This window comes from Dietzia sp. NPDC055343 (assembly GCF_053645265.1).
On record NZ_JBSHMJ010000024.1, the window covers coordinates 21,019 to 41,989 of the forward strand.

Annotated in this window: 19 protein-coding genes; 7 read left to right on the forward strand and 12 right to left on the reverse strand. The window is 69.3% G+C overall.

Annotated features, from left to right (window positions below):
- Positions 1 to 10: 10 nt before the first annotated feature.
- The 4 genes from ACWIE7_RS12400 to ACWIE7_RS12415 all read right to left on the reverse strand — a co-directional run bounded on the left by ACWIE7_RS12400 (position 11) and on the right by ACWIE7_RS12415 (position 4,951).
- Positions 11 to 1,711 (reverse strand): BCCT family transporter, encoded by a 1,701-nt coding sequence (locus tag ACWIE7_RS12400; protein ID WP_454069362.1) that lies wholly within the window; start codon positions 1,709 to 1,711, stop codon positions 11 to 13.
- 33 nt (positions 1,712 to 1,744) lie between these two features.
- Positions 1,745 to 2,326, reverse strand: a complete 582-nt coding sequence (locus ACWIE7_RS12405; RefSeq protein WP_454069363.1) for a CAP domain-containing protein — start codon at positions 2,324 to 2,326, stop codon at positions 1,745 to 1,747.
- A gap of 73 nt (positions 2,327 to 2,399) precedes the next feature.
- On the reverse strand, positions 2,400 to 3,359 hold the full coding sequence (locus ACWIE7_RS12410; RefSeq protein ID WP_454069364.1) for a diacylglycerol kinase: 960 nt from the start codon (positions 3,357 to 3,359) through the stop codon (positions 2,400 to 2,402).
- The gene (locus tag ACWIE7_RS12415) at positions 3,356 to 4,951 is read right to left on the reverse strand and encodes an FAD-binding oxidoreductase (protein ID WP_454069396.1); all 1,596 of its coding nucleotides are present in this window, start codon (positions 4,949 to 4,951) and stop codon (positions 3,356 to 3,358) included. Before ACWIE7_RS12415 ends, ACWIE7_RS12410 begins: the two co-directional genes overlap by 4 nt.
- Before the next feature lie 118 nt (positions 4,952 to 5,069).
- Here ACWIE7_RS12415 and ACWIE7_RS12420 point away from each other — a divergent pair, with 118 nt between their 5' ends.
- Both ACWIE7_RS12420 and ACWIE7_RS12425 read left to right on the forward strand, forming a co-directional pair.
- Entirely contained in the window at positions 5,070 to 5,651 is a 582-nt protein-coding gene (locus tag ACWIE7_RS12420) for a TetR/AcrR family transcriptional regulator (RefSeq protein ID WP_454069365.1), read from the forward strand.
- Positions 5,648 to 7,258 (forward strand): glycerol-3-phosphate dehydrogenase/oxidase, encoded by a 1,611-nt coding sequence (locus ACWIE7_RS12425; RefSeq protein ID WP_454069366.1) that lies wholly within the window; start codon positions 5,648 to 5,650, stop codon positions 7,256 to 7,258. The genes ACWIE7_RS12420 and ACWIE7_RS12425 overlap by 4 nt, the downstream gene beginning before the upstream one ends.
- Here the strand turns inward: ACWIE7_RS12425 and ACWIE7_RS12430 are convergent.
- Complete coding sequence (locus tag ACWIE7_RS12430) at positions 7,251 to 8,027, reverse strand: acetoacetate decarboxylase family protein (RefSeq protein WP_454069367.1); 777 nt, start codon at positions 8,025 to 8,027, stop codon at positions 7,251 to 7,253. The genes ACWIE7_RS12425 and ACWIE7_RS12430 overlap by 8 nt on opposite strands.
- Before the next feature lie 66 nt (positions 8,028 to 8,093).
- Positions 8,094 to 9,533 (reverse strand): aspartate ammonia-lyase, encoded by a 1,440-nt coding sequence (gene aspA, locus ACWIE7_RS12435; RefSeq protein ID WP_452100955.1) that lies wholly within the window; start codon positions 9,531 to 9,533, stop codon positions 8,094 to 8,096.
- A gap of 118 nt (positions 9,534 to 9,651) precedes the next feature.
- On the opposite strand from aspA, the gene ACWIE7_RS12440 reads away from it, so the two are divergent.
- Entirely contained in the window at positions 9,652 to 10,401 is a 750-nt protein-coding gene (locus ACWIE7_RS12440) for a phosphatase PAP2 family protein (protein WP_454069368.1), read from the forward strand.
- Positions 10,402 to 10,430: 29 nt separating this feature from the next.
- On the opposite strand, the gene htpG is transcribed toward ACWIE7_RS12440, so the two are convergent.
- Positions 10,431 to 12,449 carry a molecular chaperone HtpG gene (gene htpG, locus ACWIE7_RS12445; protein ID WP_454069369.1) on the reverse strand — a complete coding sequence of 673 codons (2,019 nt, stop codon included), beginning with the start codon at positions 12,447 to 12,449 and terminating at the stop codon, positions 10,431 to 10,433.
- A gap of 468 nt (positions 12,450 to 12,917) precedes the next feature.
- Between htpG and ACWIE7_RS12450 the strand changes: the two genes are divergently transcribed.
- The 3 genes from ACWIE7_RS12450 to ACWIE7_RS12460 all read left to right on the forward strand — a co-directional run bounded on the left by ACWIE7_RS12450 (position 12,918) and on the right by ACWIE7_RS12460 (position 15,897).
- A complete protein-coding gene (locus ACWIE7_RS12450; RefSeq protein ID WP_454069370.1) occupies positions 12,918 to 14,516 on the forward strand; it encodes a DUF222 domain-containing protein in 1,599 nt (532 codons plus the stop codon).
- A gap of 117 nt (positions 14,517 to 14,633) precedes the next feature.
- Complete coding sequence (locus ACWIE7_RS12455) at positions 14,634 to 15,059, forward strand: VOC family protein (protein ID WP_454069371.1); 426 nt, start codon at positions 14,634 to 14,636, stop codon at positions 15,057 to 15,059.
- A 61-nt stretch (positions 15,060 to 15,120) separates the two neighbouring features.
- Positions 15,121 to 15,897, forward strand: coding sequence for an SDR family NAD(P)-dependent oxidoreductase (locus ACWIE7_RS12460; RefSeq protein ID WP_452100961.1), 777 nt, complete (start codon positions 15,121 to 15,123; stop codon positions 15,895 to 15,897).
- Between the two features lie 93 nt (positions 15,898 to 15,990).
- Here the strand turns inward: ACWIE7_RS12460 and ACWIE7_RS12465 are convergent, their stop codons facing one another.
- From ACWIE7_RS12465 to ACWIE7_RS12480, 4 genes are all read right to left on the reverse strand, one after another.
- Positions 15,991 to 16,821, reverse strand: coding sequence for an amino acid ABC transporter permease (locus tag ACWIE7_RS12465; protein ID WP_454069372.1), 831 nt, complete (start codon positions 16,819 to 16,821; stop codon positions 15,991 to 15,993).
- Positions 16,818 to 17,480: an amino acid ABC transporter permease gene (locus ACWIE7_RS12470; RefSeq protein ID WP_452100963.1), complete on the reverse strand. Its 663-nt coding sequence runs from the start codon at positions 17,478 to 17,480 to the stop codon at positions 16,818 to 16,820. The genes ACWIE7_RS12465 and ACWIE7_RS12470 overlap by 4 nt, the downstream gene beginning before the upstream one ends.
- Before the next feature lie 92 nt (positions 17,481 to 17,572).
- Entirely contained in the window at positions 17,573 to 18,385 is an 813-nt protein-coding gene (locus tag ACWIE7_RS12475) for a glutamate ABC transporter substrate-binding protein (RefSeq protein WP_452100964.1), read from the reverse strand.
- 62 nt (positions 18,386 to 18,447) lie between these two features.
- A complete protein-coding gene (locus ACWIE7_RS12480; protein WP_454057172.1) occupies positions 18,448 to 19,182 on the reverse strand; it encodes an amino acid ABC transporter ATP-binding protein in 735 nt (244 codons plus the stop codon).
- Positions 19,183 to 19,276: 94 nt separating this feature from the next.
- On the opposite strand from ACWIE7_RS12480, the gene ACWIE7_RS12485 reads away from it, so the two are divergent.
- A complete protein-coding gene (locus ACWIE7_RS12485; protein WP_452100966.1) occupies positions 19,277 to 20,500 on the forward strand; it encodes a fatty acid desaturase family protein in 1,224 nt (407 codons plus the stop codon).
- A 7-nt stretch (positions 20,501 to 20,507) separates the two neighbouring features.
- Here ACWIE7_RS12485 and ACWIE7_RS12490 read toward each other — a convergent pair whose 3' ends face one another.
- Positions 20,508 to 20,786: a WhiB family transcriptional regulator gene (locus ACWIE7_RS12490; RefSeq protein ID WP_454069397.1), complete on the reverse strand. Its 279-nt coding sequence runs from the start codon at positions 20,784 to 20,786 to the stop codon at positions 20,508 to 20,510.
- Positions 20,787 to 20,971: the final 185 nt, after the last annotated feature.

Genomic DNA, 20,971 nt, shown 5'->3' on the forward strand with positions numbered 1-20,971 from the left:
TCGGTAACAGCTAGGCCCCGTCGTCCTCCTCCGGGCGGGCGTCCTCGCCGTCCGGGAGGGAGTGCAGCGGGTGGACCGGCTCGGGCGAGGGCGCCTCCTCGTTCTTCTCGAGCTCGTCGGCCGAGTAGGCGCGGTCCCACTGGCGGGTGACCGTGGGCAGCCGCTCGCCCATGTCGTCGCTGATGCCACGCACGAGGCTGTACATCATCACGAAGCCCATCACGAAGAACGGCAGACCGATGACCGTGATGACCTGCTGCAAGGCGGTGAGGCCGCCCTCGCCGGTGCCGACGAGGATCGTGGCGCCGACCGCGCCCATGAGCACACCCCAGATGACGCGCTGGTGGGTGGGCGAGACCTGGACGTCGTCGTCCTTGCCCGAGGCCATCATGTCGACGACCATCGCCGCGGAGTCGACCGACGTGGTGAAGAAGATCACCACGAGCACCACGGCGAGGCCGGAGAGGAACGTCGCGAGCGGGTAGTGCGACAGGAACTCGAACAGTGCGCCCGGGATGTCGCCCTCGACGGCCACCCGCTCGGCCAGCCCGCCGTCGCCGTTGAGCTCGATGTCGAACGAGGCCATGCCGAAGATCCCGAACCACAGGACCGAGAAGGCCACAGGCAGGCCGAGGACGCCGAAGACGAACTCGCGGATCGTGCGGCCCTTACTGATGCGGGCGATGAAGATGCCCACGAACGGCGACCAGGTGATGGTCCACGCCCAGTAGAAGACGGTCCACGTGTTCTGCCACGAGGCCAGGTCGTCACTGGCCGGGAAGACGTTGTTCCACAGCGCCAGCTCCGGCAACGACGTGAGGTACACACCGAGCGACTCGACCGTGCCCTTGAGCAGGAACAGCGTCGGGCCCGTGATGAGGATGAAGATCAGCAGTCCGACCGCCATCGCGATGTTGAGGTTGGACAGGCGCTTGATGCCCTTCTCTAAGCCCAGCGCGACGGAGATGCACGCGATCGTGGTGACGATCGCGATGGTGAGCACCTGCACGAACGGCGAGATCGCGATGCCGAACAGCTCGTTGAGCCCGGCGTTGATCTGCAGGGTGCCCAGGCCGACCGAGGTGGCCACGCCGAACACGGTGCCGATGAGGGCCACCACGTCGATGGTCTTGCCGATGGGACCGAAGATCTTGTCGCCCAGCACGGGCGCGAAGATCGAGCTCACCCGAGGCGGCATCTTGCGCTTGTAGATGAAGTACGCGAACGCCAGCGAGGGCAGCGCGAAGATCGTCCAGGTGTGCAGGCCGAAGTGGTACAGCGTGAAGGCCATGGCCTGGCTGGCCGCGTCCGTGCTGCCCGGTTCGACGCCGCCGCGGGGCGGGTTGGCGAAGTGCGAGATCGGCTCGGCCACGCCCCAGAACATGAGGATCGAGCCGATGCCGGCCGCGAACAGCATGCCGAACCAGGTGGCGGTGGAGTGCTCGGGCTTCTCGCCGTCGGCGCCCAGGCGGACGTGGCCGAAGCGGCTCAACGCGATCCACACGAGAAAGAACAGGAAGGCCGTGACGCCGAAGATGTAGAACCAACCCAGGTTGGTCATGATCCAGGTCGAGGCGACGCCGAAGACCTCTCCCACCCAGTCACCGAAGAGGATCGTGATGACGACGAACGCCACCATGATCCCGACAGTGGTGAGGAAGATCCCCGGGTCCGTCTTGAGCCTCAGTGCTCGTGTGATCCGTTCGGACATGGTCTCCCTCGTCGCGTGCGTCTCAATTCAACTTCAGTACGCGAAGTTGTGTACCACGAAAACTTTCCCGGCTCCGTAGGCAATGCCCATGCCCGCCGAACGATAATCGGGATCGAGCAGGTTCACGTTGTGGCCGGGCGAGCGCTTCCACAGGTCCACGAGACAGGCTGCGCCGCAGAAGGTCCCGGCGGAGACGATGTTCTCGCCGTGCCCGCGGTTGATCAGCGCGTCGTTGTGCACCACCACATCGCGCGCCGCGAGCCACTCCGCCCACGCCTGGGCCTCGTGGTCGAGTCCGGGGTTCGGCGCGAGTGTGCCGAGGCCGTGGGCCACGCGGTAGCCGTTGATCTCCGCGATGATGCCCTCGCGCAGCCCGCCGGAGACGTCCTGGTAGGTCATGCCCGTCGATCCGGCCGCCGCCCACACCTCGGGGGGCAGCGCCGCGCGCACCTGGGAGAGCACCTGCTCGGCCTGGGGGACCAGGTGCGGCGGGACGAACGACGGCACCGCCTGAGCGGACGCCGTCGCCGCACCGCCACCCCCGATCAGAGCGGCGGAGGTGACGGCAACGGTCGCGAGTGACGTGATGAGCCTGGAGCGCATGGTGGTGATCATGCCGCCTCGGCGAGCCTGAAGCGAACCGTTTGACAGATGAGGTAGCCGATTCGGAAACGCCTGTGACCTGCAGTTATTGATGGGACTCGTGTGACTGAAGTGACCGCGGCACGAGGAACCGACCCGCGCCCGGCAGCACCTCGACCGTGACCGGAAGCGGTGCCACCGGATCGCCGTCGGCGAACGCCTCGACGTCCGGGGCCTCGAGCCGGACCGTCCGGCAGCGCCGCGTCACGACCCGGTCCAGGCCCACGTGCCGCCCCGAGTAGATCTTGGGGAAGTGCCACGCGAACCGGAGCTTGGGGATCCTGCCCACGTACACCACGTCGAGCAGCCCGTCCGATCGGTCCGCGTCCGGCGCGATCCTCATGTCGCCGCCGTAGCTGCGCGTGATCGCGAAGGCACTGAGCAGCACCTCGGTCTCGACGACCTCCTCGGTCGGCAGCCCGGCGTCGAACGTCATCCGGAAGCGGCGCGGCCGGTAGAGCGGAAACTCGATCACCGACGCCAGGACGTACCGCAGCGGGCCGCCGAGCACCCGCATCTCGTTGACGCGCCGGTTGACCTTGGAGTCGAGCCCGGCGCACAGGATCGACCCGAACACCTGCGGCTCGTCGCCGTCGGGCGTCGCCTGCCCCAGGTCCACGCACTCGACGCGCCCGCCGGCCACCACGTCCGCGGCCGCCTCGGGATCGCCGAGCGGGATGCCGTAATCGCGGGCCAGGTCGTTGCCGGTGCCGGCGGGGATGATGCCCACCGGGACCTCCGAGTGGGCCTGCGACTTGACCGCGAGCGAGACCATGCCGTCGCCGCCGCACACCGCCAGCGCGTCGACGCCGTCGGCCACCGCGGTCCGCGCCAGCTCGAGTGATTCCTGCGCGCTCGCGCCGATCAGCCGGGTCACCGTGATCCCGTGGCCACGCAGCCGCGCCTCGGCCCTGTCCGCGACCGCCCCGACTTTGCCCCCGCCCGCGGCCGGATTGACCAGCAGGGCGAGGGAGCGGATCTCGCGGTCGATCAGTTTCGCGCTCATGGGATGAGTGTCCCCGGGTTGCACACACCGCGCGGGTCGACGGCGGCCTTGACCGCGCGCAGCATCCGCACGCCGACCTCGCCGATCTCGGATGCGAGGTACGGGCGGTGGTCCACGCCGACCGCGTGGTGGTGGGTGATGGTGCCGCCGTGGGCGCCGATCGCCTCGGACGCGGCGCGCTTGGCGTCCATCCACTGTGCGATCGGGTCCTCGCCGCGCTGCCCGGCCACGACGGTGAAGTACAGCGACGCGCCCGTGGGATAGACGTGGCTGATGTGGCACATGACCAGCGCGGGAGTACCGCTCGCCTCGAGGGAGGTGGTGAGGGCGACGACGACGGCGTCGCGCAGCGCCGGGATCCCCGACCAATCGATGGCCGTCTCCAGCGTCTCCACCAGTGCGCCGTTGTCCAGCAGTGAGTCGCGCAGCACCGGGGCGCCGAAGCGGCCGTGCTCCCACGACTCGGCCGGGCCCGCGCCGAGGGACGTCCCACCGTGGGCCAGGAGCACCGCGCGCGTCTCGGCCTGCCGTGACTCGGCGTGCTCGGGCGTGCCCTCGAAGAGGCACAGGCACAGACAGCCGCCCTGCTCCCCGCCCTCCTCCTGCTGTCCGATCGACTCGGTGGCCGTGGCGAGGTTGACCATCGTCTCCGTCTCGTCGGACAGGCGGATGACGGTGGGGCCGGCGCCCTGCTGCTCGACGGCCCGCAGCGCGGCGGCGCCGGTGGCGAAATCCGGGAAGCGGAACGCCTCGTGCCGCACGACCTCCGGCACGGGGTGGATGCGCACGCGCACGCGGGTGCACACGCCGAACGCGCCCTCGGAGCCCATCAACCACTGCCGCAGGTCCGGGCCGGCCGCCGACGCTGGCGCGCGACTGGCCTCGATCACGCCGACCGGGGTCACCACGGTCAGGCCGCGGACCATCTCGTCGAACCGTCCGTAGCCGGCCGAGCTCTGCCCCGACGAGCGGGTCATGGCGTACCCGCCCAGCGAGGCGTACGGGAAGGACTGTGGGAAGTGCCCGAGCGAGAACCCGTGCTCGGCCAGCAGCTCCTCGGCGCGGGGACCGGTGACGCCGGCGCCGAACACGGCCTCGCCGGACTCGGTGTCGATCGACTCGAGCTCGTCGAACCGGACCAGGTCGACGCTCACCACGGCCCGGTGCCCGCCGGCGTCCGGGGTGAGACCGCCGACCACCGAGGTGCCGCCCCCGAACGGGACCACCGCGACCGACTCGCGTCCGCACCACTCCAGCAGGGCCGCCACGTCGTCGTCGCTGCCCGGGGCCACCACCGCGTCAGGGCAGTCCACCTCGGGACGCAGGCGCCACGCGAGGAGGTCGGGGGTCGACTTGCCCCGGGCGCGGGGCAGGCGCTGGGCGTCGTCGACGGACACGTTGCCGGCACCTACGAGACCGGCCAGCGCGGCGATGTCGTCGTCGCTAAGCCTGGACGGGGAGGCCGTCACCGCGGCGGGGTCGAACGTGACGGTGGTCTCGGCGGTCACGCCCAGCACGTCGCGCAGCAGGCCCCGGATCCCCTCGTTCAGGTCCTTGGCCTCGGCCTCGGTGCCCCAACGGGACAGGGCCATGGGCGGCAGCGGGAGCCCGCCGCCGGCATCGTCGGGATTGTCCACCGAGGAGAAGTCGCTCATACTGGAACAGTAAAGCACAATCTGTTCCGTTTTCGCCCGTCTATCAGGAGGACCGGTGGCCGCCCCGACCCCGACCCGCGACCGCGCGCTCGACGCCGCCCACGCCGCGATCCTCGAGCTCGGCACCGAGCGCACCACGATGGTCGAGGTCGCCCGCCGCTCCGGCGTCGGCCGCACCACCCTCTACCGGCACTGGCCCGACATCACCGCACTGTTCGCCGACCTGCTCACCCGCGAGCTCACCGCGGCCGTCACGCGCGTCGGACCGGGCCTGGCCGACCCGACCCTCCCGCGCGACGCCGACGAGATCGCCGACCAGCTGTGCGGCATCGCCGACCAGATCCGCACGGACCCGCTGCTCGACGCGATGCGCCGCCACGAGGCCGGCCTCCTCGCCGAGTACCTCCTACGCCGTCTCGGCGCCTCCCAGCACGCCCTCATCGCGATGCTGACCGGCGTCCTCGCCCACTCCCCCGACCCGCGCCTGGCCGGCCGCGACCCAGGGACCGTCGCGACCATGCTCTACCTGGCCGTCCAGGGCGCCGTCCTGTCCGCACCACTCGCCGACCCACCGCTCGACCCCGTCACCTGGCGGACCGAGCTCCACCGACTCATCAGGGGGTACCTGATCCCATGAACGCGCCCACCACGCCCGACACCGCCCTGTCCGCCGCCCGTCGCGCCCGCGAGCTCGCCGACCTGCGCGAGCGCACGACCCCCGTCGACCTCGTCGTGATCGGCGGCGGCATCACCGGCACCGGCATCGCCCTGGACGCCGCCTCGCGCGGGCTCGAGGTGGTGTTGCTCGAGGCGCACGACCTGGCGTTCGGGACGAGCCGCTGGTCGTCCAAGCTCGCCCACGGAGGGCTGCGCTATCTGGCCACCGGCAACGTCGGTATCGCGCGCCGCTCGGCCGTCGAACGCGGCATCCTCCTCGACCGCACTGCCCCCCACCTGGTGCGCCCGCTCGCCCAGGTGGTGCCGGTGTTCCGCGACACGTCGCCGCTCGGCGCGGTGCTGCCGGGACTGGGGTTCGTGGCGGGCACCCTGCTCTCGCGTCTGGCGGGGACCGGCGCCGACCGCCTCCCGGGCGCGCGGATCGTCGGCCCGCGGCGCGTGGCCGCCTATGTGCCGGGCGTCCGCCGCGAGGGGCTGCGGTTCGGCCACGTGAACTGGGACTGCCAGCTCGTCGACGACGCCCGCCTCGTCACCGCCGTCGCGCGCACTGCCGCCGGGCACGGGGCCCGGATCATCACGCGGGCGCGGGTGGTCGAGGCGTCAGGGACCCGGGTCACCGTGCGGGACGAGGCCCCGAGCCACGACGACGACGCCGGTGCCGCCGGTGCCCGCGAGTTCACCCTCTCCGCCCGGGCCGTCGTCTCGGCGACCGGCGTGTGGGCCGGTGAGACCGCTCGGGAGGTGAGGGTGCGCCCGTCGCGGGGCACGCACCTGGTGATCGACGCGGCCGCCCTCGGCCACCCGACCGGGGCGCTGACCGTGCCCGTCCCGGGCGAGACCAACCGGTTCTGCTTCGCCCTGCCCGCCGGGTTCGGGCGCCTGCACGTGGGCCTGACCGACGTCGACGCACCCGGCCCGATCCCCGACGTCCCCGAGTCCTCCGACGACGAGATCGACTTCCTCCTCGACGTCGTCAACCGCGCGCTCGCCACCGCCCTGACCCGCGACGACGTCCTGGGTACCTTCGCCGGGCTGCGACCGCTGGTCGATTCGGGGTCCGGCTCCGGCGAGACCGCCGACCTGTCCCGCGAGCACGCCGTGCTGGAGTCCGAGAACGGGCTCATCACGATCACCGGCGGGAAGCTCACCGAGTACCGGCTCATGGCCGAGCAGGCGGTCGACCTCGTCGTCGACCGGACCGGACTGCCCGCCTCGCCGTGCCGCACCGCCGACCTGCCGCTCGTCGGGGCGCCCGGGCATCCCGTTGCGGATGGGGTTGGCGGGGCCGGCGGGCCCACTTCCCACGGCCGACTGCCCGCGTCGCTGGTGGAACGCTACGGGCAGGAGGCCGCCGCCGTGGTGGCGGCGAGCCTGCTGGACCGGCCACTCGACCCGGTCGCGGAAGGCCTCGACGTGACGCGCGCCGAGTTCTCCTACGCCGTCACCCACGAGGGGGCGCTGACCGTGGACGACATCCTCGACCGACGCAGCCGTGTGGGGCTCGCGCCGGCCGACCGCGCGGCCGCCGAGGCCGCCGCGCAAGAGGCGGTGGGGCTGATCAGCTGACAGGCGCCGGGGCGGGGAACTCGGCCGTGAAGTTATCGAAAGAGAACGTGGCCAGGGCCCGCGCGCGGGTCAGTCCCAGCGCGCGGACGGCCTCGGCGAACCGGGCGACGTGGGTGTCGCCGTCCCCGGCACCCGCGGCGACCGAGATCGTCGCGCCACCTGCCGGTCGGATCCGGCCGCCGGAGACCGCGGCCTGTGCTCCCACCAGGACGGGCTCGCCGCCGAGGACCTGGATGCAGTTCATACCGATCGACTGTTTTCCCGGCAGCGGGATCCCGCGGCGGGTGTCGAGCCTGATGTCGATGCCCGAGGCGCCGCCCGAGCCGACCGCGCCGAGGCGGGCGTCATCGAGCGCGCCGCCGGCCGTGCCGACCATGTCGCCCTTCCACTTGGGAAAGCCCCACAGCTCGTTGCCGGCGGCCAGCGTGAAGTCCTGGTCGACCGGCAGCTCGTGGATGTGCACCCGCGTCCCGACGCCCGGGACCTTGACCTGGAACGCCAGCCCGACCTCGTGGTACGCGCCCAGCACGTTGCCCGGGACGTCGTGGTAGCGGACGTGGATGACGACGACCGGCGTGCAACCGCCGGGCAGGGCGACGGGCTCGGCGCCGGCCGCGTCGAGCACCGCCGACTGGGCGCCGCCGGCGATCAGTCTGCGGGCAACCGCGGCCTTACCGAGGAAGGCCGCGCCGGAGATCGAGGCGGACACGACGGGAACGGGAAACGTGATCTCACGGCCCGCGACGACCTGTGAAGTGGAAGAGCTCATACCGAGACGGTAGCTGGTCAGGTGACCAGTATCACTATGTTGCGAAGCTAAATTCTCGCGCGTTCGCTACTCCGGCAGCGCGACACCCGGAGGCGCCATGCGGCCCTTGTACTTCGGACGCAGGAGATTGGCCGGGGACAGGATGTCATCGAGTTCCGCCTCCGAGAGCAGACCCATTTCCAGCACCACGTCCCGCACGCCACGACCGGACCGCGCACACTCGCGGCCCACGAGGTCGCCGTTGTGGTGGCCGATGACCGGGTTGAGATAGGTGACGATCCCGATCGAGTCCATGACGTTCCGGCGCGCGATCTCCACGTTCGCGGTGATGCCCCGCACGCACTTGTCGGTAAGGGTCTCCATGGCCGAGGTGAGAAGCGAGATGGACTCGAACATCGCCTGGGCGATCACCGGCTCCATCACGTTGAGCTGGAGCTGGCCCGCCTCGGCCGCCATCGTGACGGTGACGTCGTTGCCGATCACCTTGAAGCACACCTGGTTGACCACCTCGGGGATCACCGGGTTGACCTTGGCCGGCATGATCGACGATCCCGCCTGCAGTTCCGGCAGGTTGATCTCGTTGAGTCCGGCCCGCGGCCCGGAGGACAGCAGCCGCAGGTCGTTGCAGATCTTGGACAGCTTGGCAGCGGTCCGCTTGAGGGCGGCGTGGACGTTGACGTAGTCGCCGGTGTCGCTGGTGGCCTCGATGAGGTTCATCGCCCCGGAGACCGGCAGCCCGGTCACGGCCCGCAGATGACTGATGACGGACCGGCGGTAGTCGGGCGGGGTGTTGACCCCGGTGCCGATCGCCGTGGCGCCGAGGTTGACGGCCAGCAGCATCCGCGCGGCCGAACCCAGGACATGCAGCTCCTCGTCGAGGGTCACCGCGAATCCGCCGAACTCCTGGCCGAGCGACATCGGGACCGCGTCCTGCAGCTGGGTGCGGCCCATCTTGAGGACCTCGCGGAACTCCTCCGACTTGTCGTAGCAGGCCTCCCGCAGCGCGACGATCGTCGGCTCCAGCCGCTCGAGCGCGTGCCACAGCGCGATCCGGAAACCGGTCGGGTAGGCGTCGTTGGTCGACTGCGAACGGTTGACGTCGTCGTTCGGACTGATGAACTCGTACGCGCCCTTCGGGTGGCCGAGCCGCTCGAGCGCCAGGTTCGCGACCACCTCGTTGGCGTTCATGTTGACCGACGTGCCCGCGCCGCCCTGGAACACGCTGGACGGGAACTGGTCCATGCAGCGGCCGTCTACCAGGATCTCGTCGCACGCCCCGACGATCGCCTCCGCGACCTTCTCGTCGAGGACGCCCATCTCGAGGTTGGCCAGCGCGGCGGCCTTCTTCACCATGACCATCCCGCGGACGAAATCCGGGATGTCGCTGATCGTCGAGGAGCCGATCGGGAAGTTTTCCACGGCCCGCACCGTGTGGACGCCGTAATAGGCATCCGCCGGCACCTCCCGTGTCCCGAGCAGATCTTCTTCCACACGTGTCCGGCTCATTCGTCCTCCCTCTCTCGGATCTGGGGGTCGCGGTGCGTCCCGCCAACAGTAACCGCGCCGCCGCGCCTTCCGTCAGGATCCACGGCGGTTCACCGCACTCGCTGCATAGTGTGGATTCATGTCGCCCCAGACGACCCACAGCCCCGGCCCCGGCCCCGGCCGGATCCTGCCCCCGGCGCGAGATCTCGTCGGCAGCATCGTCGATCGCCAGGAGGTGCCGCTCCCCCGCGGGACATGGCGGGTCTTCGGGCTCGCGTTCGCCGGATTCGCGACGCCGGTGATCGGCTTCGTCGAGCTGGCCCAGCGCATCCAGGGCGAGGCAAAACTGCCGTTTGATCGCGCACTCATGATGTGGGCCCGCCGCCGACATTCGCCGCGTCGGACCCGGATCGTCCGGGCCGTCACCGAACTCGGCGGTGTCACGGCGGTGCCGGTGGTCGCACTGTCCGCGGCCGGCTATCTCGCCGCCGTCCGGGGCAGCCGCCGACCGGCAACGCTGCTCACGGTCTCACTGGTGGGGTCGACGGTCATCAACTCGATCCTCAAGGTGATGTACCGGAGGGCGCGCCCGACCTTCTTCCCCCACATCGTGCAGGAGAAGAGCTACTCGTTCCCCAGCGGACACGCCATGGCCAGCGCAGCCCTGGCCGGCTGCGCGTGTGTTCTGGCCTGGCCGACGAGGTGGCGCGCTCCCGTCATGGCAGGCTCCGCCGTCTACGTCCCCGCCATCGGCGCCACCCGCGTCTACCTGGGTGTGCACTTCCCCAGCGACATCCTGGCCGGCTGGTGCGTGAGCCTGGCCTGGGTCGGCGAGGTCGCCACCATCATGTGGCTCGCGGACCGGTTCGATCGATCCGCGAGCCACTGAGCCGGGCCCACTCATACAGGCCCGCCGGGTCAGATCCGGTCGACCAGCAGCTTGGCGAACGCCGCCGGATCGGCGAGCGTACCGCCCTCCGCCAGGACCGCCGCACCGGAGATCAGCCGCGCCGTCTCCGCGAGCCCGTCCGCCGACGGATCCTCGGCGTGCTGGCGACGCAGCCGCTCGACCAGCGGGTGCGACGGGTTGAGCTCCAGAATCCGCTTGCTCGTCGGCAGCTCCATTCCGGAGGCCCGGTACATCGCCTCGAGCTGCGGGGTCATGTCGAATTCGTCGCCCACCATACAGGCCGCGGACTCGGTGAGCCGGTGCGACAGCCGCACCTGCTTGACCTCGTCCTCCAGCTCCTCACCGAGCCAGGTGAGCAGGTCGGTGAACTCCGCCGCGTCCGGCTGATCCTCACCCTCCTGCGTGTCCGCGCCGATTCCCGACAGGTCCACGTCGCCCTTGGCCACGGACCGCAGCCTCTTGCCCTCGACCTCGCCGACCGCGTCCACCCAGACCTCGTCGACCGGGTCGGTGAGGACCAGCACCTCGACACCGCGCGCGCGGAACGCCTCCAGGTGCGGGGAGCTCTCCACCGCGGCGCGCGACGTTCCGGTCAGGTAGTAGATCTCCTCCTGCCCGTCCACCATCCGGGAGATGTACTCGGCGATGGTGGTGCCCGCCTCGGCGTCCGCAGCACCCTCCGCACCGTCCGCACTCTCGACCGCCGGCCGCGTCGAGGCGAACGTGCTGACCGCGAGCAGCTGATCCCGCGCGTCGACATCCGCGATCAGGCCCTCCTTGAGGACCGCGCCGAAGTTCGCCCAGAAGCTCCGGAACTCCTCGGGACGATCCCGCTTGACCTGCTCGATCGCCTGCAGCACCCGCTTGACCAGCCGCTTGCGGATCGCGCGGATCTGGCGGTCCTGCTGCAGGATCTCGCGGGAGACGTTCAGCGAGAGATCCTGGGCGTCGACGATGCCCTTGACGAAGCGCAGGAACGGCGGAACCAGCTCCTCACAGTCGTCCATGATGAACACCCGACGCACGTAGAGCTGCACACCCCGCTTGACGTCCGGCGAGAACAGATCGAACGGCACCTGCGAGGGCAGGAACAGCAGCGCCTGGTACTCGAACGTGCCCTCCGCCTTGAGCGTGATGGTCTCGAGCGGCTCGTCCCACGCGTGCGAGATATGGCGGTAGAACTCCGCGTACTCCTCGTCCGAGACCTCGGACTTGGGGCGCGTCCAGAGCGCCTTCTGCGAGTTCAGCGTGACGGTCTCGGTGATGGAGTTCTCGGCCGAGGGGTCGTTGGCCTCGTCGTGGTCCCCCGTATCGCCCTCCGACTCCGGCGCGGGGCGCTCCACCTCCATCCGGATCGGCCACGCGATGAAGTCGGAGTACGTCCGGACGACACGCCGCAGCGTGTTCTCGTCGGCGTAATCAGGCAGCGCGGCGTCCCCACCGGCAGGCTTGAGCTGCAGGATCACCGACGTGCCCTGGGGCGCGTCCGCGTCCTCCTCGATCGTGTACGTGTCCTCGCCACTGGAGACCCAGCGCGTGCCGGTCGACTCCCCGGCCTTGCGGGTGACCAGCGCGACCGAGTCCGCGACCATGAACGTCGAGTAGAAGCCGATGCCGAACTGACCGATCAGGTCGGCGGTGGCCTGCTCCGAGATCTCGCCCGATTCCTGCGCCGCCCGCGCGGCCGACAGCGCCTCACGCATCTGCCCGGTACCCGACTTGGCGAGGGTGCCGATGAGGTCCACGACCTCCTCACGGGACATACCGATGCCGTTGTCCCTGATCACGAGGGTGCGGGCCTGCTCGTCCGGGATGAGCTCGATGTGTAGATCGGACGTGTCCACGCCCAGCGTCGAGTCCTGCAGCGCCGCCAACCGCAACTTGTCCAGCGCGTCGGAGGAGTTGGAGATGACCTCGCGCAGGAACGTGTCCGGATTGGAATAGATCGAGTGGATCATCAGATCCAGCAACTGTCGGGTCTCCGCCTGGAACTCCCTGGTCTCGGCATTCCCGGTGTGCTGACTCATCGCGACATCCATTCCCTTCCGCGCGTAAATGCGCCCCTGTTATCGGCCACTGCACATCCCCTGCGGGCGTGGTCTGACGAGGACAACCTATCCGGCCGGTCCGACATTCCCGGGTGGGCGGTCCTCGTCGTCGTCATCCCCCGCCCCTATCCTCCCGCCCTCGCCCCGCCGCCACCTGCGGTGCCCTGCGCGATACCTGCAGGGCACCCCAGGTCAGAGGCCGTTTCGAGCGGCTCTGCAGTCGAGGGCCGTCCCGCGCCGCGCGCCGACCACCGCGCACCAACCACCGCCCGCCGACCGCGCCAGCGGAGCCCGCCCGCGCCACGTCGCCGCACCGCCCTGACCTGCGGTGCCCTGCTCGACATGTTCAGGGCACCGCAGGTCAGGGGGACCGAGCGCGCGTGGCGACACCGGGGGCGACGACGACACCATCGCTACCGTGTCGTACCTCGAACATACTGTCGAGCCATGACCGCTACCCAGACCTCCTCCCGCACCGATTCCCCGTTCCCCGGCCCGCTGCCCGGCGGGCACTTCGAGACCCCGCCCGGCTTCACCACCACGACCGGCCCGGCGGCCGATGTGCTGGTCCCCGAGGCCTACGCCAGGTGGGACCCCGGGCAGCGCCGCGGCTACCTCGCCAGACGACTGGTCAACGCGGCCGAGGGCGGCACGCTGCTCTACGCCTATGACTGCGTCCGGACGGCGCGCGAACGGGATGAAGTCCGCGACCCGTGGGAGACGGCGGCCACCATGATCGGGGCGTCCATGTCGATGTCGCGGTACGGGGCGACGCGGCTCATCTCCACCGCCGTGGAACTCATCGACCGGCTGCCGCGGACGGCGGCCCTGTTGCTGACCGGGTGGATCGGGCTGCTCGCGGCGCACACCATCGCCGAGGAGACCGCGCTCGTCGCCGACGAGATGATGCCCGAGATCGACCGCCGGATCTGCGAGGGGCTCGCCCCCACCCGACGGCGCACCCACCCACCCCGGCTCGGACCGCTGCGGAAGATGCTGACCAAGACCATCAACAAGTACGACCCGGTAGGCGCGGACGCCCGCGCTGAACAGGCACGACGGGGGGTGGACGTGGAGATGGTCCCGCTCGGGAACGACCGCGGGATGCTCAGCGCCACGCTCAAAGCGGAGGACGCGATCGAGATCTTCCAGCGCCTGGAAGGCCTCGTGCGCAGCGCCGATCCGGATGATCCGCGCACTGCCGGGCAGCTCCGCGCCGCCGGACTACTCGCGATGAGCCGCGGCTGGACCTGCCTGCCCGATCCCGACGGCGAACATCCCGCCGACCCCGCCGCGCAGGACGCCGCGAGACGAGTGGTGATCCACGCGTACGACGACGGCAGCGCCGACAATCGCGGGCTCAGCCTCTACGGGTACGGACCGATCACCCGGCACACGGCGGATCAGCTGGACCGCAGCGCCCGACGCAGGCTCGACGAGCTCGCGCACCTCGCCGACCCGCACAGCGAGTCCGCGGGCCGGTACCGCCCGTCGGAGGCGCTGGCCCGGTTCTGTCGCGGAAGGGACGGGACCTGCGTGTTCCCCGGATGCCAGACCCTGGCCGAGCATGCGGACCTGGACCACATCATCCCGTTCGACCACGACGATCCGGCCCGGGGCGGTCGCACGACGAGTGACGATCTGGGCTGCCTGTGCCGGACCCATCACCGGCTCAAGACCGACGGCGTGTGGGCGTACTACCGCGACGTCGACGGGTCGTACGTGTGGCTCCACGGGCCCAACCACCCCGAGCCCGACCGTGGCACCCGCGTGATCACCGGCCCGACCGGATCCCTGGCGCACCTCTCCGCCCCGCGGCATCCCGACAGCAGCCGGCGCCAGATGGCCGCCGCCGAATCCGGGCGCACCGGCGGGCAGGGTGCGGCTGAGGGGCGCAGGCGCCGTCCGCACTTCGCGGACCGGCGTCGGGCGGACCGTCGGATCCGCCGCGAACGGGCTGAACAGCGACTGGCGGACCGGTCGAGGCAGGTGACGCCGGTGACGCCGGTGATGTCGGTGATGCCGGACGACGAGCCACCATTCTGAGCCGCGAAACCGAGGCTGAATAACCGTTGCCGACGACAGCTCCGCGGATTAGCGTCCCTGTGGAGGAGACGCCGCCACACGACGCCCCCTGGCCCCTACCCAGCGAAAGGTGCCGTCATGGCCCTGACCACCAGTCCCTACCTCTCATTCCCGGGTAACGCCGGGGAGGCGTTCCCGTACTACCAGGAACTCTTCGGCGGAGAGCTCGAGGTGCAGACCTATGACGCGATGCCGTCCCTGGAGGGCTTCCCGTTCACGCCGCCGCCCGGGGCCGTGGCCCACGCGACGCTGACGGCGCCCGGGATAACGCTTGCCGGAGGCGACAGCATCGGCGACCATCTGCCCTCGCTGTCCAGCGATGTCTACTCGTTCCTGCTCACGTTCGACTCCGTCGACGAGGCCCGCGGGTTCATCGACAAGGTCGTCGGGGGCGGCGGCGCGGCGGGCATGCCGTTCGAGGAGGCTCCGTGGGGAGATATGTACGGACAGGTCACGGACCGGTTCGGGATCCGATGGGACGTCAGCGTGCCGGCCCGACGGTGATTTCGCGCCGCAAGAACACGTAGCCCCCGTAGCGATCAACTCTGCTTGTTACTGTGCGGTCATGGATATTTCTGGAGCAAGTGCGATCGTCACGGGCGGCGCGTCGGGCATCGGCGCCGCCGTCGTCCGTCAGCTCGCCGCGAAGGGCGCGAAGGTCGTCATCGCCGACCTGAACGCCGACAAGGGTGAGGCCCTCGCCAAGGAGGTCGGCGGCGCGTTCGTGTCCGTCGACGTGACCAAGACCGACCAGAACGAAAAGGCCGTCGCGGCCGCTCTCGAGCTGGGCCCGCTGCGCTACCTCGTCAACTCGGCCGGCATCGGCTGGGCGCAGCGCACCATCGGTCGCGACGGCGAGTACTCCTCGGCGTTCGACCTGGACTCGTTCCGCAAGGTCATCGAGATCAACCTCATCGGCTCCTTCGACATGCTGCGTCTGGCCGCCACCAAGATGAGCCTCAACGAGGCCGACGAGGACGGGCAGAAGGGCGCCATCGTCAACATGGCCTCCGTCGCCGCGTTCGACGGTCAGATCGGCCAGGCCGCCTACTCCGCTTCCAAGGGCGGCATCGTGGGCCTGACCCTGCCCGTCGCTCGTGACCTGTCGGCCGCCGGCATCCGCCTCAACACCGTGGCCCCCGGACTGATCGACACCCCGATCTACGGCGAGGGCCCGGATTCGGAGGCGTTCAAGGCCAAGCTGGGCGAGAGCGTCCTGTTCCCCAAGCGCCTCGGCTCGGGCGACGAGCTCGCCTCCATGGTCATGGAACTGCTCGGCAACCCGTACATGAACGCGCAGACCATCCGCGTCGACGGCGGTATCCGGATGCCACCGAAGTGACCTGAAACGGTCAGCACGGCGAAGGGCCCCACCGGAGCAGTTTCCGGTGGGGCCCTTCGCTGTGTTGGTCCCGTGGCTGTGTGGCGTCCCGGCTCAGGACCTGGCGCGCCGCATCTTGAGACGACCTTCGAGGTACACGGCCAGCTTGGTGAGCGAGTAGTTGATGATGATGAACAGGATGCCGGCGACGATGTACGCCGGCACGGTGTTCGCGTACGCCGACCCGAGCGTCTTTGACCAGGTCAGCAGCTCCAGGTAGGTGATGCCGTAGCCGAGCGCGGAGTCCTTGAGGACCACGACCAGCTGACCGACGAGCGCCGGGAGCATGGCGGTGAGCGCCTGGGGAAGCTCGATCGACCGGAGTACCTGTCCGGGTGTGAGTCCGACAGCGAGCCCAGCCTCGGCCTGGCCCTTGGGCAGACCGTGCACGCCGGAGCGCACGAGTTCGGCGATCACGGCCCCGTTGTAGAGCGTCAGCGCGGTGACCACCGCGGCGAGCGGGGCGTGCACGTTGGGCACCAGGTCAGAGGTGGCGAAGTAGCCGAAGTAGGCGAACACCATCATCAGCAGTACCGGGACCGCGCGGAAGAACTCGACGATGACGCTGCAGAACCAGCGCACCGGGCCGATCGGCGAGAGCCGGCCCATGCCGAAGAGCAGGCCGAATATCACCGCGAGGACGATCGAGATCCCCGCGGCAGTGAACGTGCCCTTGAGGCCGGGAATGAGATAGGACGTCCAGACCTCGGGGTCGATGACGAACGGCTCCCACATCGAGGCCTTGAGCTGGCCGGCCTCGTCGAACTTCAGGTAGACGAAGTAGGCGATCGCGATGGCGATGAGCGCGCCGATCACGGTGAGGATCCGGTGCCGCACCCGGGCCTTGGGGCCGGGGGCGTCGAACAGCACGGTCTGGGTACTCATCGCTTCACCGCCAGCTTCCGGGAGAGGGAGGTGGTCCCCAGGCCGATCGGCAGGGTGAGGACCACGAAGACCATGGCGAAGAAGAAGAACATCGGGAGGCTGGCGCCCTCGTTCTCGGTGATGATCTGCATCAGTCCGGCGGAGTCGCCGACGCCGATCACGGCCGCGACCGTCGAGTTCTTGATGAGCGCGATGACGACCGAGCCGAGCGGGGCGATGGCCCCGCGGAACGCCTGCGGCAGGATCACCTCGCGCAGGGACTGGCCGAAGCCCAACCCGATCGAGCGGGCCGCCTCGGCCTGGCCGACCGGCACGGTATTGATGCCCGAACGCAGGGCCTCGCAGATGTAGGCCGCGTGATAGACGGACAGCATGATCACAGCCCACCAGAAGGCATTGCGGGCGAAGTCGTCCGACATCGACAGCTGCATGATGAAGGACAGGCCCAGGATGCTGAAGACCATCAGCAGGGTCAGCGGCAGGTTTCGGAACGTGTTGACGTACGAGGTACCGATGCCCCGGAGGACCGCCACCGGGGAGACGCGGAGGATCGCGACGATCGTCCCCAGGATGAACGCACCGATGATGCCGAGCACTGAGAGCTGGATCGTGACCCAGACGGCCGCGAGGACGTCATACTCGGCGAACATATCGCCCATGGTCAACCTTCCTTAGGGAGGGCCTCGGCCTCCACACATCCGGGCCGGGATCACCGGCCGGGATGCGTGGAGACGACGACTACCGGATCAGATCAGGAGCAGGGGGCCGGCTCCGGCGGGTTGCCCGGCCCCGGAACGAAGCCGGCGGTGCCGAGCGTCTCGTCGAACGCGGTCTGCCAGCTGCCGTCGTCGATCATCTCGGTCAGGGCCTCGTTGATCTGCTCGCACTTGTCGACATCACCCTTCTGGATGCCGATGCCATACAGCTCCTCGGTGAAGGAGGCGCCGACGACCTTGAGCTGGCCCTGGTACTGCGGCTGCGCAGCGTAGCCGGCCAGGATCGTGTCATCGGTGGTCACCGCGTCCACGGCGTTGGACTGCAGCGCGGAGACACACTCGGAGTAGGTGCCGAACTCCTGCAGGTTGACGCCCGGGACCTGCTCCTGGAGCGTCTGCGCCGAGGTCGAGCCGGTCACGGAGCACAGACGCTTGCCCTCGAGGGACTCCGGGCCGGTGATGGACTCGTCGTCGACCCGGACCAGGAGGTCCTGACCTGCGATGAAGTACGGGCCGGCGAAGCTGACCTTCTCCTTGCGGGAGTCGGTGATGGAGTAGGTGGCGACGATCATGTCGACCTGGCCGGTCTCCAGCAGCGTCTCGCGCTGGGCGCTCGGCGCCTGGATCCACTGGATGTCGTCCGCGGAGGTGCCCATCTTCTCGGCCACGTAGCGTGCGACCTCCACGTCGAAGCCCGTGTAGTCGTTGCCCTCCTTCAGGCCGAGGCCTGGCTGGTCGTACTTGATGCCGATCTTCAGCTTGTCGCCGCCGTCGTCCGAGCTACAGGCGGCCAGGCCGAGGGCCAGAGTCACGGCCGCAGCAGCGGCACCGATCCGTCGGAATTTCATCTTTACTCCTCGTGGGGTGGGTGGATGAGTCGCGTACGGGTCCGCGTGCGGTCCCTGGGGGTCTAATTGGTGAGGATCTTGGACAGGAAGTCCTTGGCCCGCGAGCTCTGCGGGTTGGTGAAGAACTCGTCGGGGGTGGCCTGCTCGACCAGCTCACCGTCGGCCATGAAGACGACGCGGTCGGCGGCCTTGCGGGCGAAGCCCATCTCGTGGGTGACCACGACCATGGTCATGCCGGATTTGGCGAGTCCGGTCATCACGTCCAGGACCTCGTTGATCATCTCCGGGTCGAGGGCGGAGGTCGGCTCGTCGAACAGCATGACCTTCGGGTCCATGGCCAGGGACCGGGCGATCGCCACGCGCTGTTGCTGGCCGCCGGACAGCTGGGCCGGGTACTTGTCGGCCTGATGGTCGACGCCGACCCGCGCGAGCAGTTCCCTGGCCCGCTTCTCGGCCTCGTCCTTGCGCTGCTTACGGACCTTGACGGGCCCGAGCGTGACGTTCTCGAGGATCGTCTTGTGCGCGAAGAGGTTGAACGACTGGAACACCATGCCCACGTCCGCCCGAAGCTTGGCCAGCGCCTTGCCCTCGTCGGGAAGCGGCTTCCCGTCGATGGTGATGCTCCCCTCCTCGAAGGTCTCGAGACGGTTGATAGTGCGGCAGAGCGTTGACTTACCGGAACCGGAAGGCCCGATCACCACCACGACCTCACCTTCCTCGATGGACAGGTTGATGTCCTTGAGGGCGTGGAAGTCACCGAAGTGCTTGTTGACGCCTGAGATCTCGACCAGAGCCATGAGAGGAGCATAAACGCCACATGAGCCTCACGCCCGGAACTCGCCGCAAGGGGTAACGGTCGACATGCTTGCTTATCGACCGTACCGTTTTCCCATGGCGGTATCTGACGTGAAGGACTACGCCCATCTCAGCGCCGAGGACGTCGAGGCGATCGGCGCCGAACTCGACGCGATCCGCAAAGAGGTCGTCGACTCGCTGGGCGCGGACGATCGCCGGTACGTGCGCAACACGATCCGGCTCCAGCGCGGGCTGGTCGCCGGGGGCCGCGCGGTGCTGCTGTTCTCCGGGCACCGGCCCGCATGGGTTCTGGGCACCGGCCTGCTCGCGGCGGGCAAGATCATCGAGAACATGGAGCTCGGGCACAACGTCATGCACGGGCAGTGGGACTGGATGAACGATCCGGAGATCCACTCCACCACCTGGGAGTGGGACATCGTGGGCACCTCCGAGCACTGGAAGGCCACCCACAACCACCACCATCACACGTACACCAACATCATCGGCATGGACGACGACGTGGGCTACGGCGTGGTCCGCGTGACCCGCGATCAGCCCTGGCACCCCGCCTTCGGGCTCAACATCGTGTGGAACGCTGTACTCGCGTTCGCCTTCCAGTGGGGCGTGGGCGTGCAGCATCTGGAGATCGCTCCGGGCACCATCAACTCCTCGGGCTGGCCGGAGCAGAAGCGACGCATCGGCCAGTTCCTGCGCAAGGCCCGGCGGCAGGTCGGCAAGGACTACGTGTGGTGGCCGATGCTCTCCGGGGACGACTGGAAGACGACCCTCTCCGCGAACGCCACGGCGAACGTCATCCGCAACCTGTGGTCCAACGCGGTGATCTTCTGCGGCCACTTCCCCGACGGCGCCGACAAGTTCACGCTCGAGGACCTCGACAAGGAGACGCAGGCCCAGTGGTACCTGCGTCAAATGCTGGGCTCGGCGAACTTCACGGGCAGCCGGCTCACGCACTTCATGTCCGGCAACCTGTCGTACCAGATCGAGCACCACCTCTTCCCCACCCTGCCCTCGAACCGCTACGCCGAGCTGTCGGAGAAGGTGCAGGACGTGTGCCGGCGGTGGGATCTGCCGTACACGACGGGCCCGCTCTACCGGCAGTACTGGCAGTCCTGGCGCACGATCGCCCGGCTCTCGCTGCCGGACCGGTTCCTGCGGGCGACCGCAGACGACGCGCCCGAGACCAGGTCGGAGCGGATGTTCGCCGGGGAGCCCCGGACCTACGACGACCCCGAGGGTCCGCGATCCGGTCTCGTCACCGCCCTGCGGCACCACCGCGCCAGGAAGGAAACCGCCGTGTGAGTAGCGCCTACCCTGTGCGGTGTCGGCCGGAGATCCGGTGCCGTTCTGCCTCGGTCAGGCCACCCCAGACTCCGTAGAGCTCCTTGGTCTCCAACGCGAAGGTTCTACAGGTGTCGAACACTGGACAGACGGCGCAGACCTCTTTGGCCTCATCCTCTTTCTTCCGCCGCTCACCCTTCACCTCGTCCTCGAGACTGTAGAACAGGTCTTCGTGTCCGATACAGGCCGCGGCGTCTCGCCACGACCAGAAGTCGGCAGTGGGTTCGAGGTTCCTGTACCTGGGCATCATGCCTCCGTTTCCGCGAGCTGGAAGCCCTACCGTGGGCGCTGGAACTCCGGCTCGTTGTCCACGGTGTCATCCTGTCAGCGTTCGTCGGACTGTCGACCGAAAACCGGTGCGGACGGACGCCTACTGAAGGCCCACTCAGTCCGATAAGCAGGGGAAACACCGTCGCCCACGGACAAAAGTGA

What these genes read in the sequence shown, in the direction of transcription:
- ACWIE7_RS12400 (WP_454069362.1), bottom strand. Translation starts at nt 1,711, where the DNA reads ATGTCCGAACGGATCACACGAGCACTGAGGCTCAAGACGGACCCGGGG.
- ACWIE7_RS12405 (WP_454069363.1), bottom strand. Translation starts at nt 2,326, where the DNA reads ATGATCACCACCATGCGCTCCAGGCTCATCACGTCACTCGCGACCGTT.
- ACWIE7_RS12410 (WP_454069364.1), bottom strand. Translation starts at nt 3,359, where the DNA reads ATGAGCGCGAAACTGATCGACCGCGAGATCCGCTCCCTCGCCCTGCTG.
- ACWIE7_RS12415 (WP_454069396.1), bottom strand. Translation starts at nt 4,951, where the DNA reads ATGGCCCTGTCCCGTTGGGGCACCGAGGCCGAGGCCAAGGACCTGAAC.
- ACWIE7_RS12425 (WP_454069366.1), top strand. Translation starts at nt 5,648, where the DNA reads ATGAACGCGCCCACCACGCCCGACACCGCCCTGTCCGCCGCCCGTCGC.
- ACWIE7_RS12430 (WP_454069367.1), bottom strand. Translation starts at nt 8,027, where the DNA reads ATGAGCTCTTCCACTTCACAGGTCGTCGCGGGCCGTGAGATCACGTTT.
- aspA (WP_452100955.1), bottom strand. Translation starts at nt 9,533, where the DNA reads ATGAGCCGGACACGTGTGGAAGAAGATCTGCTCGGGACACGGGAGGTG.
- ACWIE7_RS12440 (WP_454069368.1), top strand. Translation starts at nt 9,652, where the DNA reads ATGTCGCCCCAGACGACCCACAGCCCCGGCCCCGGCCCCGGCCGGATC.
- htpG (WP_454069369.1), bottom strand. Translation starts at nt 12,449, where the DNA reads ATGAGTCAGCACACCGGGAATGCCGAGACCAGGGAGTTCCAGGCGGAG.
- ACWIE7_RS12450 (WP_454069370.1), top strand. Translation starts at nt 12,918, where the DNA reads ATGACCGCTACCCAGACCTCCTCCCGCACCGATTCCCCGTTCCCCGGC.
- ACWIE7_RS12455 (WP_454069371.1), top strand. Translation starts at nt 14,634, where the DNA reads ATGGCCCTGACCACCAGTCCCTACCTCTCATTCCCGGGTAACGCCGGG.
- ACWIE7_RS12460 (WP_452100961.1), top strand. Translation starts at nt 15,121, where the DNA reads ATGGATATTTCTGGAGCAAGTGCGATCGTCACGGGCGGCGCGTCGGGC.
- ACWIE7_RS12465 (WP_454069372.1), bottom strand. Translation starts at nt 16,821, where the DNA reads ATGAGTACCCAGACCGTGCTGTTCGACGCCCCCGGCCCCAAGGCCCGG.
- ACWIE7_RS12470 (WP_452100963.1), bottom strand. Translation starts at nt 17,480, where the DNA reads ATGGGCGATATGTTCGCCGAGTATGACGTCCTCGCGGCCGTCTGGGTC.
- ACWIE7_RS12475 (WP_452100964.1), bottom strand. Translation starts at nt 18,385, where the DNA reads ATGAAATTCCGACGGATCGGTGCCGCTGCTGCGGCCGTGACTCTGGCC.
- ACWIE7_RS12480 (WP_454057172.1), bottom strand. Translation starts at nt 19,182, where the DNA reads ATGGCTCTGGTCGAGATCTCAGGCGTCAACAAGCACTTCGGTGACTTC.
- ACWIE7_RS12485 (WP_452100966.1), top strand. Translation starts at nt 19,277, where the DNA reads ATGGCGGTATCTGACGTGAAGGACTACGCCCATCTCAGCGCCGAGGAC.
- ACWIE7_RS12490 (WP_454069397.1), bottom strand. Translation starts at nt 20,786, where the DNA reads ATGCCCAGGTACAGGAACCTCGAACCCACTGCCGACTTCTGGTCGTGG.